We start from the raw sequence: 13,849 nt of genomic DNA, 5'->3' as shown, positions 1-13,849 counted from the left end.
AGAAACGGCAATCGTGCCCTGACGCTACCGCCGCCACACCGCCGTCGTGCAGGATGAAGAACACCAGGTAGAAATCGACCGCGTCGATGCCTGGGGTCGTTTGTTTACTTGGCGTCGCTTGTTTAGTTGTACAGCAGCAGCATGGACACGCCGACCGCATACAATGCCAGGAGCACAACGCTTTCGACGCCGATCAGGCCCGGCCCGCGCTTTTCTCGGCGGATCAGGCCCAGCAGCAGCACGGCTGACATCAGCAGGGTCAGCGTCGTCCAGAAGACCACCGAATCGGACATGGCGTGATAGATCGAGCCCGGACGGTAGGCGATGTCGGAAGCAGCGGTAAACAGCGTATCGAAGGCATTGCCCCCGATGATGCCGCCCACCGCCAGGGTCAGTGCGCCGCGGCGCACGGCAGCAACGGAAGTCACGAGCTCGGGCAGGGAAGTGGCTATAGCGGTGAAAAGGACGCCCACCGCGGTCGCGCTTATCCAGGTCTGTTGAGCGATGTTGGCGGCCGACTTTTCCATCGTCCATCCCGCAATCCCCAGTGCGAGCATCAGCGCCAGGAATTTCACCACCAGATTTCCAAGCGCGGGAACCTTTGCCAGGTCTTCGGGCTCGTCCTGGCGCGTTTCAGGCGTCTGCGTCGGTTCCCACATTGGCCGCGCGCGCATGCCGCCGATGACTGAGATGCCGTAGATATAGACGCCGAACAGCAGCGGCGTCAGCGGATGGACACCCCAGATCGTGAAATTTGGCAGGGTCGGTCCCAGCAGGATCATCGCCAGAAGCGCAATGAGCAGCGCGTTTTGCATCATGTTCTGGGCCGAAGCCGCGGCGTGCTCGAGGTTGGCCTTGCGATAGAACATGTCGGCCACGACCAGGAAAGTGGTCTGCACGGCAATGCCGCCCACGGCGTTACCCAGCGCCAACTCCGGCAAGCCGTTCCAGGCGGCCGTCACCGACAGAACGCTGCCCGACAGGGAGGTGGCCGCGCCGAGCAGCACCGCGCCGGCGACGGCCTCTCCCATCCCGGTCCGATCCGCCAGCTGATCCACCACGCCGGTGATCCAGATACCGCAAACGCCGATCACCAGCGTGCAAGCGCCAAAGACGATCACGCTTTGCAACAGCGTCCAGCTTTCGAAGTCAAACAAGGTCGATCCGCCTGCGGGTTGATCACCCTTAGCGTACTACGCCGAAAACCCGGGCTGCCCCGACTCGGATACCCGGTCAGGAAATCGGGATCAGCCGCTCCCACAGGCCGTTGACCCAGTCCATCATCTCGGCGACGAAGGGTTCGCGCACGGCGGGCGGGTGCACGGTCCAGACGTCGATGTCCGGATGGCCCGGTGCGGCGTATTCCCAGTCGATCAGGAACAGCCCGCTGTCGGTTTCCAGGATATTGTCGGGGATCATGTCGTGGTGGACGAGGCGAGCCGACCAGTCGGACTGGTCGAAGGAAAGCAGTCTCGGCTCAAAAGACGCCCAGGCCTGTCGCAGCGCGCGATCGACGCGACCGGCCCGGTCGAGCTGCTGCCAGTAGTGGCGCAGGTAGGCGTGGTAGCTGCGCCGCGGCCAGTTCGGCGCAATGTCGTGCAGCCTTTCGACCAGCGGCCAGAGCCTGGCGCGCTGGTCGGCGTCGTCCAGGTCCGCCTGCGACCAGTGCCTGCCGGCCAGATAGGGGAAGACCACGAAGCGCTGGTCGGGATCCCAGTAGCGGAACGGCCGTGCGATGCCGGCATCAGAGGTCAGCGCCAGGATCTCGCGCTCGCGCTCGCGGTCGATACCCAGGCGTTGCGAAGCGGGATGATTGATGCGCAGCAGGAGTTGTTCGGAGAGACCCGGTGCGCTCAGGTGGTAATTGCGATTGGTTCGGCCGGTGTGAATGCGTTCGATCACGCGGGGCCGGGCGGTCAGCGCCAGGCCCCACTCGCGCCAGGTGTCGATCAGGCTTTCCGGGCTCGCGTCGGATCGCTTGTTGTCGGCCTGCCCGGTCATGGCGTTGCTTGGCCCGGGCCGGCATTCTGCCGGCGATAATCCCGGTGCCAGCTCACCCATCCGAACACCGAGATGACGAGGTAGGCGGCGTGCAGCGTTGCCGTCAGGGCCATGCCGCGATCGAGGAACAGCCAGATCGCCAGGCTGTTGATCACCATCCAGTAGGCCCAGTTCTCGAGCACCTTGCGCGCGACCATGAAGGTGGTGATCACCGCGCCCCAGGTGACGAAGGAATCGAGGTAGGGCCAGGCCGCTTCGCTGTGGCGGGCAAGCAGGTAGCCCGAGATCAGCGTGCACAGCCCGATCGCCCCCAGCGTCAACAGGTGCCGGGGCAGGCTCCAGCGCGTGACCGGCAGCGAGCCTTCGCTGCCGCTGCCGTGCTGCCAGTGCCACCAGCCGTAGACCGCCATGGCCATGTAGTAGCCGTTGAGCGCCGACTGCATCAGAAGCTGGACCTGCCAGAACAGCACCGTGAAGATGGCGGTGCTGACGAAGGCGGCGACCCAGCACCAGCGGTTCTGGCGCACGGCGAGCAGCAGGTAGGTGACGGCCAGCAGCACGGCTGCGAGTTCCCAGCCGGACATCTCGGCCCAGCGCCGGGCGAGCTGCTCGAGCCAGCTCTCGGGCGTCATGGCGCGCGCTCCGGCCGCTCAGAATTCATAGCTGGCCGTGACTCCGACGACTCGCGGTTCGCCGAACTGGAAGTAGGGCTTGACGGCGTAGCCGTCGCGCGGATCGTTGCCGAATGCGCCGAACCCACGGGTCTTGATGTCCTTATCGCCGATGTTGCGAGCCCACAGCGCCAGGTCCCAGCGCGCGTTGCGGTAGCCCAGGCGGGCGTGAAACAGCTCGTAGGCATCGGAGCGGGCTTCATGCCGGCTGGAGAAGAAGAAACCGTCCTTGCCCTCGGCCTCCACGCGCATGTACCAGTGATCGCCCAGGTGGAAGACCGCGCCCAGGCTGAACATGTAGTTGGGCGCATGCGGCACGTCGCGCCCGTCCATGTCGTGGGGTTCGCCGGTTTCGGGGTCGGCTTCGACGTGGGAGTAGTTGAGGAAACCGTCGAACTCCGATTCCAGCAGGCCCAGGCTGGCGAAGGTCTCGATCGAGCGATGGACGCGCCAGTTGATCTCCGCCTCCAGGCCGTAGCTGTCGCCGGCCGTGGCGTTGGCCTTGTACTCGATGAACTGGCAGGGGCAGGAATCGCCCTCGATGGGTTGTACCAGCGACTGCTCGGTCTGCACGTCCTTGCGGTCCTGGAAGAACAGGGCGGCTCTCAGGTCCAGGCGTTCGTCGAACAGGCGGGTCTTGACCCCCAGTTCGTAGTTCCACATGGTCTCGGTGGCGAACTCGCGGCGATCGTCGGGGATGACCGAATCACTGTTGACGCCGCCGGCCTTGTAGCCGCGCGAGGCGAGTGCGTACCAAAGGGCGCGGCGGTCGGTTCGGTACTCCAGTGCCAGTTTGCCGCCCCACATGTCCTCGTCGGGGCGGAACGTCGCGCCGTCGCTGTCGGCATAGCGCACGTCGCGCTGCTCATGGCGCAGGCCGGTGATCAGTTTCAGTTTACTGCCCATGGGAATATCGAGCTGGCCGTAGACGGCGCGGCTTTCGGTGTCGTAGTCGAACAGGAAGTCTTCTTCCAGGTAGGTGTACTCGCGGCGAAGATCCTGCGACTGGTCGCGGGAGTAGGCGCCGACGACCCAGCCCGGTTGCCCCGGCCCGGTGTTGGACACCGCGCGAACGTCGACCGTGGTGTTGCGGTCGCCGCGGATGTAGTTGTCGAAGGACGAGTAGCCGTCGAACACGCAGTCGTAGACCTCGCAAAAACCTTCGAAGCTCCAGTCCTCGTCGTAGCCGTATTCCAGGTCGGCGTCGGTGCGACTGACCAGCGCCTCGATATCGAAGGCTCGATGGGCGCGCCAGTTGACGCGAACCGAACCGGCGACGGTTTCCTGCCGGTCGTGGCCCGGCTCGTCCGATTCGGTGGTTCGGGTGTTGTCGAGCGAAAAGCCGTCGTAGCCGTTGTCGACATCCAGCAATAGCCCCGTGAAGTCCACTCGCAGGTCATCGTGCGGCTGCCAGCGCAGCTTGGTGCGCAGGGTCTGCTCGTCGATGTGCTGGTTGTCGTCGGTGTCGAGGAACGCGTTGCTCTGGAAACCGTCGCTCTGGTGGTTGGAGTAGGCCACGCGATAGCCCAGCGTGTCGCTGACCGGTCCGGAGATCATGCCCTGGAACGAGCGCGTGCCGTAATCGGCTGCGCTGGCCTCGATACGGCTCGAGAAGCTGTCGGTCGGGCTGCCCGAAACCATGTTGATCATCCCGGCCAGGGCGTTGGCGCCGAACAGGGTTCCCTGCGGCCCGCGCAGGATCTCCACCTGTTCGATGTCGAGCGTCGTGGCCGCGCCGCCGAGGCCGGTCATGTCGATGCCGTCGACCAGCAGGCCGACCGAAGCGTTCATTGGCTCGACGAACTGGCTGCGCGAGCCGATGCCGCGAATCTGGAAAAAGCGGCCGCGCGAGGCACCGGTGGAGAAGTTGATGTTGGGCGCCAGGTTCAGGACGTGTTCCAGGTGCGAGGCGCTGCGCTGCTGAAGGGTCTCGGCGTCGAACACGGTGGCGCTGGCGCCCAGGTCGAACAGGCCGGCCTGGCGGAAATCGGCCGTGACCACCATGGGTTCGTCGGCTTCCCAGGGCGGCAGGTCGGATTGTGCGGTTGCGGTCAAGGGTGCGGCCAGTAACAGGCCGGTGATCAGCGAGTACGATTTCATCAAGAGTCTCCGTATACAAGTCGATGGAGACCCGGAATGCGCGGGGGATTGTCGAAAGCGCCCGCGCGAATGGCCGGGGGCGCTTTTTCGTTCCTGTCCCTACGCCGGCATTAACCGGATCAGGTTCAACGGGTCCACCCTGGCGGGTGTCTCAGGCGAAAATGCCGCCCCGAGGAATCAGCCGAATTATAACGCGGCGCAAGACGGGGCGTTGACGATCCGGTCCAACCCGCGAGTCGCCGGCCAGGCCGATCCCCTCGACTCGCCGGCGAGGTGCCGCTAAGCTGGCCTGCACGCCGACATCGGGAATCGAGGGAGTCCACTCATGATCGGAAACATCGGCCTGTTGCTGGGCCTGGCCGCGCTGATCTTCATGGCCCTGCGCGGCATCAACATCCTGGTGGCGGCGCTGGTCGCCAGCCTGATCGTGGCGTTGACCAACGGTCTCGGCCTGGCGCCGACCCTGCTCGAACACTTCCCGACCGGCCCGCTGGGCGCGTTCACCTTTGCCGGGCAGTTCTTCGTCCTGTTCCTGACCGGGGCGATCTTCGGCAAGATGATGGCCACCAGCGGTGCGGCCGCCTCGGTCGCCGGCGCCATTGTCGGCTGGCTGGGTGTCAAGCGCACCATCCTGGTCACGGTGCTGGCCTGTGCCGTGCTGACCTACGGCGGCGTCGTGCTGTTCGTCGTCATTTTCACCATGTATCCGCTCGGCATCGCCCTGATACGCGAGGCCGATCTGCCCAAACGGCTGTTCTGCGGGGCGGCCGCGCTCGGAGCCGGTACCTTCACGATGACGGCCTTGCCGGGCACGCCCTCGATTCATAACGTGATCGCGGCCAGCGCCCTGGAGACCGATCTCTTTGCCGGGGTGCTGCCCGGGCTGGCTGCCGCCGTGGTGATGTTCGCGGTGGGCCTGTGGTACCTGGAAGATCAGTGGCATCGGGCCCGCAATCGCGGCGAGGGCTATGTCTCCAACGCGCGCGACGAGGAAATGGAGCAACTGGCGCCGAAACTCGAACACGCCCCGGCCTGGGGCCTGTCGATGCTGCCGCTGGTAGTGGTGCTGGGCACGATTCTCCTGCCCCGCCTGGCGACCGGCCTGGGCCTGGTGGATGCCGAAACCGCCCTGGTCGGACCGCTGTTCGCCTTCGCCAATGCCCAGCCGATCGTCTGGCCCAGCCTTGCCCTGGTGCTCGGTTCGGTTTTCTGCGTGGTGTTCTTCAAGTCGATGCGCCGGCGAAGCCTCGAGGCGCTGGGCGCCGGTGCCAACGACAGCATCATGCCGCTGCTCAACACCGCCGCGGTGATCGGTTTCGGTGGCGTCGTCGCGCAGACGGCCGGCTTTGCGACCTTCTCGCAAGCGGTGATTGCGCTGGAGCTGCCGCCGCTGGTGTCGGTGGCGCTTTCGGTCAACGTGGTCTCGGGAATCGTCGGCTCCGCCTCCGGCGGGCTGCAGATCTTCATGCAGACTTTCGCCGAAAGCTACCTCGCCATGGGCATCGATCCGCAGGTGCTGCACCGCGTGGCGACGGTGGCCTCCGGCGGGCTCGATTCACTGCCGCACTCCGGCGCGGTGATCGCCATGCTCACTATCATGGGACTCAAGCACCGCGAGGCTTACCGGGACATCTTCGTCGTCACGGTGCTGATCCCCATACTGGCCACGGTGGCGGCCATCGGCGTGGCCGCCTGGGCTTGACGCTTTAGTTCTGGAGTTGCTCGAACCGGTCGGCAAAGACCGGGTCATCGACTTCGGCCGGCTCGGTCAGCTGGAAGCGGGTCTCGATCGGGATGGAGGTCGGGAAGGGGTCGGTGACTTCGATACTGCCCCATAGGATCATGACCGGATCCGGGCCGCTGGTGTCGACACTGTACTCGGCTTCGCCGAGCAGCAGCTCGTCGCCGCAGTCGTTGCCGACGCTCAGAACCGTGCCGGTGGCCGAGTAGGGGCCCGCGCCGGTTTCATTGATTTGCTCGGCCGAAGGTTGGGTGAGTTCGACGTCCAGGGCCACGCTGCCGTAGCCGGAGCTGGGATCGTCGGCCTCGAGCTCTAGCGCTCCCGTTCCTTCACCCACGATGGTGATGAAAGAGGGCGCGGCGTGGCGTATCTCGATCAGTTCCCAGCGGCCGCCGGGAATATCGCCGCCGGTGCCGGCGGGCGCCGACGCGCCGGTTTCCACCGGAACCGCTGTCATGGTGCTGATGTCGGGGAACTCGCAGACCGGGCCGAGCGGCCCGTCGGCACGAGCGGATGAAACTGCGCCGAGCAGGGCGACGGCGCTCAGTACGACGGTGATTCTCGAAAGCATGGGCCGGACTTGTTGAAGAACAGCATGCACGATACCAGCCCGTCCCGCCCATCGCACCCGATGACCCGGTCCGGTCACCCCACGGCGGCGCCGTGTTGGCTATCATGTGCCCATGCTGATCTTTCTGGTTATTGGTGGTCTGGTCGGCCTGCTGGCCGGTGGTTCTGGCGGGTTGATCGCGGGTGCGCTGCTGGGCTATGGCGTCGGGTACCTGATGACGCGCGTGCTTCTGCCGCGCGGGCTGGGCGCCATCCAGCGCCAGTTTCTCGATTCGACCTTTGCTGTCATGGGCGCGCTGTGCAAGGCCGACGGGCAGGTAACGCGCGACGAGATTCGCGTCGCCGAGCAGTATTTCGGCAAGCTCGGGTTGTCGAGCGAGCAACGCCAGGCGGCCCGGGCGTCGTTCAATCGCGGCAAGGCGGAAGGATTCGACCTGGCCGCGGAGATCGAGCACCTGCGCGCCGTGGTCCGCGGCAACCAGCCGATGCTCCAGCTTTTCCTCCAGGTGCAGCTCTCGGCCATCGCCGCCGACGGCGTGCTGCACGAAGCCGAGCACGACATGCTGCTGCGCGTGGCGCGCCTGCTGGGCTTGTCCGAAATCGACCTCAAGCGGCTCGAGGCAATGTTGCGCGGCGTCTCGGGCGCGAGCGCGGGCGGCGGTGCCGGCGGACGCGATGCACAACCGTTGGAGGATCACTACGCCGTGTTGGGCGTGGATCCTTCCGCCAGTGACGCCGAGGTCAAGAAAGCCTATCGCCGCCTGATGAGCAAGTACCATCCCGACAAGCTCGCCAGCAGCGGCATGCCCGAGAACATGCGCTCGGTTGCCAAGGAACGCGTGCGCGAAATCCGCAAGGCCTACGATGAGATCAAGGCTCGTCGCGACAAGCAGCGCGCTGCCTGACTCCGGATTCGTCGTCCGGGGGCGATCAGGGTGATTCGGTTGCCTCGATGATGGCCTGGCGCGCTGCATCGGCATCCCCGTAGCCTTCGATCTCGATCGATTTTCGCCCCTCCGGCAAATCCTTGTAGACGCGGAAGAAGGCCTCGATCCGTTTTCTCTGGGCGCTCGGCAGGTCGGAGAGTTCGTGAACGTCGGCGTAGTCCGGGTCCACATCCCCGGCCGGGACCGCGATGATCTTGTCGTCGCGCTCGCCGCCGTCGAGCAAGCGGAGAATGCCGATCGGCCTGACGCGAATGAAGGCCCCCGGCACGACAGCTTCACGCGTCAGTACCAGGACGTCCATCGTGTCGCCGTCGGCCGCATTCGTGGCCGGTAGAAACCCGTAGTTGGCCGGGTAGGCTACCGGCATGGTCTGAAAGCGGTCGAGTACCAGGTGACCATGGTCCGGATCGATTTCGTACTTGGAGAAGCTGCCGGCCGAGATCTCGATGCCGGCCAGGACGGTCTGGGGTGCGCTGTCGGGCTGCGGTACTTCGAATGGGTGTATGACGGCAGCCTGCAATCCGCTTGCGGCCATCAGCAAGAAAGCAACTTGAAGCATCTTGAGCATGTCTGTCTCCGGTTCTGTTCTGTGAGAGTGCGCTACAAGAGCCCTGCGCGTAATGAAACGGTCACGCCGGCGCAACTTTGCCGTAGCGGTAGCTTCCTAGCCTATGACACTCATCTTTCAAGAGGGTGTCAGGCATGCATTCGACGATTCTCAGGGCAGTTGCCCTTCTTTTCCTGTTTGTCGCATTCGATGCGTCGGCGCAGTCGACCGGTGACGTGCAGGGTCGTGTGACCGATGCGCAAGGCGGCGGTATCGAGGGCGTGCGCGTCACGGCCGAGCCCGATGGTCCTTCCGCCGCCACGGACGAAGCGGGCCGGTACCTGCTGCGCGGTGTGACGGCCGGTTCGATCGAGGTCCGATTCGACTACCTGGGTATCGAATCACGCACCGAGAGCGCGAACGTCGTCGCCGGTGAGCGTGCGCAACTGGATGTCAGCCTGGGTTCGGCCGCCGAGCTGGACCGTATCGAGGTTCGCAGCCAGGCCCAGGCTGCCACCGACGCGCTCAACCAGTATCGCAACGCCGATGCCATCACCAACATCGTGTCTTCAGACGATATCGGCAACTTCGTCGATCAGAACGTCGCCGAGGCACTGCAGCGCGTGCCCGGCATTTCGGTCACCCGCGACCAGGGTGAGGGTCGTTTCGTGACCATCCGGGGCCTGAACGCCAATCTCAACAACGTCAGCCTCAACGGCATGCGGATCGGCACGCCCGAGGACGGCAACCGGGAGCTGCCGCTCGATTTGATTCCGACCGGCTCGGTCGAGCGCCTGGAAGTGGTCAAGGTGCCCACGCCGGACATGCCGGGTGATGCCATCGGTGGTGCCGTCAACGTGGTTTCGCCCTCGGCCTTCGATAGCGAAGGCCAGGTGATTCGCTACCGCATCGAGGGCCTGCGCGCCGACCTGGGCGATGAAAACGGTGTGCGCGGTGAACTCGCCTACAGCAACGTGCTCGATGCCTTCGGCGGTGATAACAACGTCGGCATTTCGTTCGGCATCAATTACCTGGAACGTGATTTCCAGTCCGACAACATCGAAACGGAATACGATTTCCTCGACAATGAAGCCACCGGCGGTGAGAGCTTCGTTCCCATCGAGACGCAGCAGCGCAAGTACTTCGTCACGCGCGATCGCCTCGGTGCGCACCTGAACCTCGATTTCCGCCCTTCCTACCGTGACCGGTACTTCTTCAACGCGCTCTACAGCCAGTTCAACGACGCCGAAACGCGTCAGCGCTCGATCAACGTCTGGGAAGACGGCGACCTTGCAGCGCTGGACGGCGATATCGCGCGTTTCACGGATGTGGAGGCCGATGGCGTTCGGCGCAGGATCCGCTTCCGGACCAAGGAGCAGGACACCTTCGCGCTCGCGCTCGGCGGCGAACATCGTCTCGAGAGCTGGACCATCGACTACCGGGCTGGCTACTCGGAGGCGAGTGAAACCACGCCGGACGAAATGGAAGGGCGTTTCGAACTCGATGGCGCCGACGTCGATGCCGCTGTCGCTTTCGGATCAGGTATTCCGACGTTCGATGTCACACGCGGCGGCGCGGCTGCCGACGACATCCTGCGCAACGAGAACTTCCTGCTCGACCGGGTCGTGATGGAGTCGAAATTCGTTGACGAAGAGGATATGAATTTCAGCCTCAATCTGGCGCGCGAATTCCTGTTTGGCGCCGGTCATCGCTTTACCCTGAAGTTTGGCGCCGACGCACGGTTCAAGGACAAGGACGTCGACGTCAACGAAATCGAACTCCGGGCCGTACCGGGCCTCAACCTGGATCAGTTCAGCACTGCACCTTTCGCCTTCCCGTTCGGGAGCCTGGGCGATGGCATCAGCTCACGTCAGTTCCGCCGCTATTTCGCCAGCAATCGAGGCGATTTCGACGAGCGTCCGCAGGACATCGGCGAGAACATTCTGCTGTCGCGATCGGGTGATTTCGTATCGAGCGAGGATGTGACGGCGGCCTACGTCATGGGGACCTTCGATATCAACGACTGGCGCATCATCGCCGGTGCCCGCCTGGAGGACACCGACTTCGACACGCGGGGTAGCGAGATCGATTTCAATGAGAACGATGAGGTCTCCGGCATAACGCCCATCAGCGCATCGAACAGCTATTCGGAACTGCTGCCGGCGCTGCTTCTTCGCTATGACGGGTTCGACGATATCGTGTTGCGTGCCGCCTGGACGAACACGCTGGCGCGACCGAGCTTCAGTGACCTGTCGCCGGGCACCGTGATCATTCGTGAGGATATGGAGGTCGAGGCGGGCAATCCGAACCTGGACCCGATCGTCTCATCCAATATCGACCTGATGTTCGACTGGTATCTCCCGAAGGCCGGCGTTTTCTCGGTCGGGCTGTTCCACAAGGATATCGACGATTTCGTCATCGACTTCGTCACCACCGACGATGCGCAGTTCCCGGGCTTCGAGGTGGAGCGCCCGATCAACGGTACAAGTGGGGAAAGCACCGGTATCGAGATCAACTTCCAGCATGACCTCGCGGTCTGGAGCGATAAACTGGACGGCTTCCTGTTCGGTGCCAACCTGACGGAAATGGATACCGACTTCACCGTCGCCGAGCGTCCGGGTGAGTCCTTCGCGCTGCCCCAGGCTTCGGAGTCGGTCGCCAACGTCTACCTCGGCTTCGAGCGTGGTCCGCTGTCGACACGGCTGGCCTGGTCGCGGCGAGGTGAGTACCTGGACGAAATCGGGGATGATTCCAACTTCGACATCTACGTCGATGACCATGCCCAGCTCGATCTGACGGCTTCGTGGCGCTTCAGCAAGCAGTTCGAGGCGCTTGTCGAAGTCATCAATATCACCGACGAGCCGCTACAGCTCTACCAGGGTCAGCCGGGCAACGTGCTGCAACTGGAGGAGTACGGCGTCAGCTTCAGCGCCGGCCTGCGGGGCCGCTTCTGATAGAAGGTTGAATGCCCGTCGAGTGAGTCATCGCTCGTCTGGTGTGCTGATCGCGGCGGCTCCGGAGTGGAGGCGCCGCTTTCACCGTCCCGGCGCGAGGCGCCGGGCTGGTACATTGTCGGGGAAATCACTTTCCGACAGTGGGGTCGACCATCCTCATCCGAGCGCTCATCACGCTGATCGTCGCCTACGGGCTGCTGATGCTTCTGGTCTATTTTCTCCAGCCGCGCCTGCTGTTCCTGCCCGGTTTGCCGGGGCGTGAGTTGGTCGCAACGCCCGAACGCATCGGGCTTTCCCATCGGGACATCAGCCTGCAGACCGAAGACGGGGAGACACTGCACGCCTGGTGGCTGCCGCACGAGCGGCCGCGTGCAACGCTGCTGTTCTTCCACGGCAATGCCGGCAACATCTCCCACCGGCTCGAAAGCCTGGAGATCTTCCACGAGCTGGGCCTTCAGGTGCTTATCATCGACTACCGCGGCTATGGCCGATCAAGCGGCAAGCCCTCCGAGGCCGGGCTGTATCGCGATGCGCGGGCGGCGTGGGACTGGCTGACCCAGACCGAGCGCGTGGCGCCCGAACGGATCATTCTGTTCGGTCGTTCGATGGGCGGCGCGGTGGCCAGCGAGCTTGCCACTGGCGTGGATGCCGCCGGCCTGATCGTCGAATCGGTGTTCACTTCGGTACCCGACATCGGCGCCGAGCTTTACTGGTGGCTGCCGGTGCGACTGCTCTCGCGCCTTGAATTCAACACTGCCGACTACATCCGCCGCAGCGACCTTCCGGTGATGGTGGTCCACAGCGTCGACGACGAGATCATCCCGGTCCACCACGGTCGCCGCCTGCGTGAGATTGCCGGCGAGCGCGGCTCCTGGCTCGAGATTCGGGGCGGCCACAATACCGGCTTCCTGGAATCGCGCGAGCGCTACCGCGAGGGCCTGGACTCGTTCATCTCCGAAGTGGTCGACTGAAGCTCGCGCCGCGTATCGCGGGTTCGGACTGGCTCAGCCCGCGCGCTTTGACGCCGAAAGACAGTTCTTGTCGATTTGTTCGATCGACCGGCAGCCGGCCAGCCCCATGGTCAGGTCGAAGTCAGCCTTGAAGTTCTGCAGCAATTCGCGAACGCCGGCCTCCCCTGCGATGGCCAGAGCGTAGGCGTATGGACGGCCGATGCATATCGCGTCTGCGCCCAATGCCAGGGCCTTGAAGGCATCGGCGCCGCTGCGGATGCCGCTGTCGAGCAGGATCCTCATGCGCCCGTCCACGGTGTCGGCGATGTCGGGCAGGGCTTCGAGCGTGGCGACGGCACCGTCGACCTGCCGGCCGCCGTGGTTGGACACGACGATACCGTCGATGCCGTGGTCGATCGCGCGCCTGGCGTTGTCGCTGTCGAGAACGCCCTTGAGCAGGATCGGCAGTTTCGTTTTCTCGCGCAGGAAGGAAAGTTCATCCCAGGTCAGCGACGGGCGCGAATAGGTTTCGACAAAGTGCTGGACCGCCCGTCTGGCGCGTCCGGATTTGAGATTGGCGAAGGCGCTGCCCGGAACGTTGCGAGCCTGGGCGATGGCCGTGGCGACGCTGTGGTGGTTCAGCGGCGCCTCGGGAGGTCGCCCGGCATCCGGTCGTTCCTCGGCTTGCTGCATGAACACCGGGTCGCTGGTGTATTGCGCGATGCCCTGCCCTCTGAGAAAAGGCAAGAAAGCCAGGTCCAGGTCACGCGGGCGCCAGCCCAGCAGGGTGGTGTCGAGCGTGACGACAATCGCCGAACAACCGCTTCTCTCGGCGCGTTCGACGAAGCTGGCCACGACGTCGTTGGACTTGCTCCAGTAGAGCTGGAACCAGCGCGGTGAATCGCCCATGCAGGCAGCCGTCTCTTCCATCGGCACGGAAGCCTGGTTGGAGAAGATGAACGGCACGCGTTCGGCGGCCGCCGCTTTTGCGACCGCGCGATCGGCCTGCGGGTGGGCCATCTCGAGCACGCCGATGGGCGCCAGAAGAAAGGGCGAGGGCAGGCGGGTGCCGAACAGCTCGATCTCGACATTCCGGGCTTCGACGTCGCGCAGGTAGCGCGGCACGATGCGCCAATCGTCGAAGGCCGAACGATTGGCCGCCATCGTCCGCTCCTCGCCCGCACCGCCGGCGATGTAGGCGAAGGCCTCGGCGCTCATCCGGCCGCGCGCTTGCTCCTCCAGCCGGCTGGCGCGCGTCGATATCAGGGGGCGTTTGCGGCCGCTGCCACCGAGGTAGATGGACTTCTGGCGTTCCGTGCCGTTCGTTCCCTTGTTATCAGTCATGGCGGATGCCTTTTCCTTCACCTG

At 64.5% G+C, this 13,849-nt stretch carries 11 protein-coding genes and 1 riboswitch; of the genes, 4 read left to right on the top strand and 7 right to left on the bottom strand.

Translation table 11 applies throughout. The annotated features are described in order from the left end of the window. Positions 1-122: 122 nt before the first annotated feature. The 4 genes from ACDC67_RS07060 to ACDC67_RS07045 form a co-directional block, all read right to left on the bottom strand. Entirely contained in the window at positions 123-1,157 is a 1,035-nt protein-coding gene (locus ACDC67_RS07060; protein WP_376691806.1) for a sodium:calcium antiporter, read from the bottom strand. Between the two features lie 76 nt (positions 1,158-1,233). After that, the gene (locus ACDC67_RS07055) at positions 1,234-2,001 is read right to left on the bottom strand and encodes a phosphotransferase (protein WP_376691804.1); all 768 of its coding nucleotides are present in this window, start codon (positions 1,999-2,001) and stop codon (positions 1,234-1,236) included. Then, a complete protein-coding gene (pnuC, locus tag ACDC67_RS07050) occupies positions 1,998-2,633 on the bottom strand; it encodes a nicotinamide riboside transporter PnuC (RefSeq protein ID WP_376691802.1) in 636 nt (211 codons plus the stop codon). The genes ACDC67_RS07055 and pnuC overlap by 4 nt, the downstream gene beginning before the upstream one ends. Positions 2,634-2,651: 18 nt before the next feature. Continuing rightward, positions 2,652-4,772: a TonB-dependent receptor gene (locus ACDC67_RS07045; RefSeq protein WP_376691800.1), complete on the bottom strand. Its 2,121-nt coding sequence runs from the start codon at positions 4,770-4,772 to the stop codon at positions 2,652-2,654. A gap of 78 nt (positions 4,773-4,850) precedes the next feature. Continuing rightward, positions 4,851-4,954, bottom strand: a riboswitch (TPP riboswitch). A 143-nt stretch (positions 4,955-5,097) separates the two neighbouring features. Here ACDC67_RS07045 and ACDC67_RS07040 point away from each other — a divergent pair. Next, positions 5,098-6,474, top strand: coding sequence for a GntP family permease (locus tag ACDC67_RS07040; protein WP_376691798.1), 1,377 nt, complete (start codon positions 5,098-5,100; stop codon positions 6,472-6,474). 4 nt (positions 6,475-6,478) lie between these two features. Here ACDC67_RS07040 and ACDC67_RS07035 read toward each other — a convergent pair whose 3' ends face one another. Further along, the gene (locus ACDC67_RS07035; RefSeq protein WP_376691797.1) at positions 6,479-7,084 is read right to left on the bottom strand and encodes a hypothetical protein; all 606 of its coding nucleotides are present in this window, start codon (positions 7,082-7,084) and stop codon (positions 6,479-6,481) included. 112 nt (positions 7,085-7,196) lie between these two features. Here ACDC67_RS07035 and djlA point away from each other — a divergent pair, with 112 nt between their 5' ends. Next, positions 7,197-7,988, top strand: coding sequence for a co-chaperone DjlA (djlA, locus tag ACDC67_RS07030; protein WP_376691795.1), 792 nt, complete (start codon positions 7,197-7,199; stop codon positions 7,986-7,988). 25 nt (positions 7,989-8,013) lie between these two features. Here djlA and ACDC67_RS07025 read toward each other — a convergent pair whose 3' ends face one another. Next, positions 8,014-8,598 carry an inorganic diphosphatase gene (locus ACDC67_RS07025; RefSeq protein WP_376691793.1) on the bottom strand — a complete coding sequence of 195 codons (585 nt, stop codon included), beginning with the start codon at positions 8,596-8,598 and terminating at the stop codon, positions 8,014-8,016. 134 nt (positions 8,599-8,732) lie between these two features. On the opposite strand from ACDC67_RS07025, the gene ACDC67_RS07020 reads away from it, so the two are divergent. Together ACDC67_RS07020 and ACDC67_RS07015 are read left to right on the top strand one after the other, a co-directional pair. Next, on the top strand, positions 8,733-11,531 hold the full coding sequence (locus ACDC67_RS07020; protein ID WP_376691791.1) for a TonB-dependent receptor: 2,799 nt from the start codon (positions 8,733-8,735) through the stop codon (positions 11,529-11,531). A gap of 200 nt (positions 11,532-11,731) precedes the next feature. After that, positions 11,732-12,502 (top strand): alpha/beta hydrolase, encoded by a 771-nt coding sequence (locus ACDC67_RS07015; RefSeq protein ID WP_376691939.1) that lies wholly within the window; start codon positions 11,732-11,734, stop codon positions 12,500-12,502. A gap of 33 nt (positions 12,503-12,535) precedes the next feature. Here ACDC67_RS07015 and ACDC67_RS07010 read toward each other — a convergent pair whose 3' ends face one another. Continuing rightward, positions 12,536-13,825, bottom strand: a complete 1,290-nt coding sequence (locus ACDC67_RS07010) for a lactate 2-monooxygenase (RefSeq protein WP_376691789.1) — start codon at positions 13,823-13,825, stop codon at positions 12,536-12,538. Positions 13,826-13,849: the final 24 nt, after the last annotated feature.

This window comes from Wenzhouxiangella indolica (assembly GCF_042310355.1).
GTDB lineage: Bacteria > Pseudomonadota > Gammaproteobacteria > Xanthomonadales > Wenzhouxiangellaceae > Wenzhouxiangella.
This window is presented reverse-complemented; position numbering and strand designations above follow the sequence as displayed.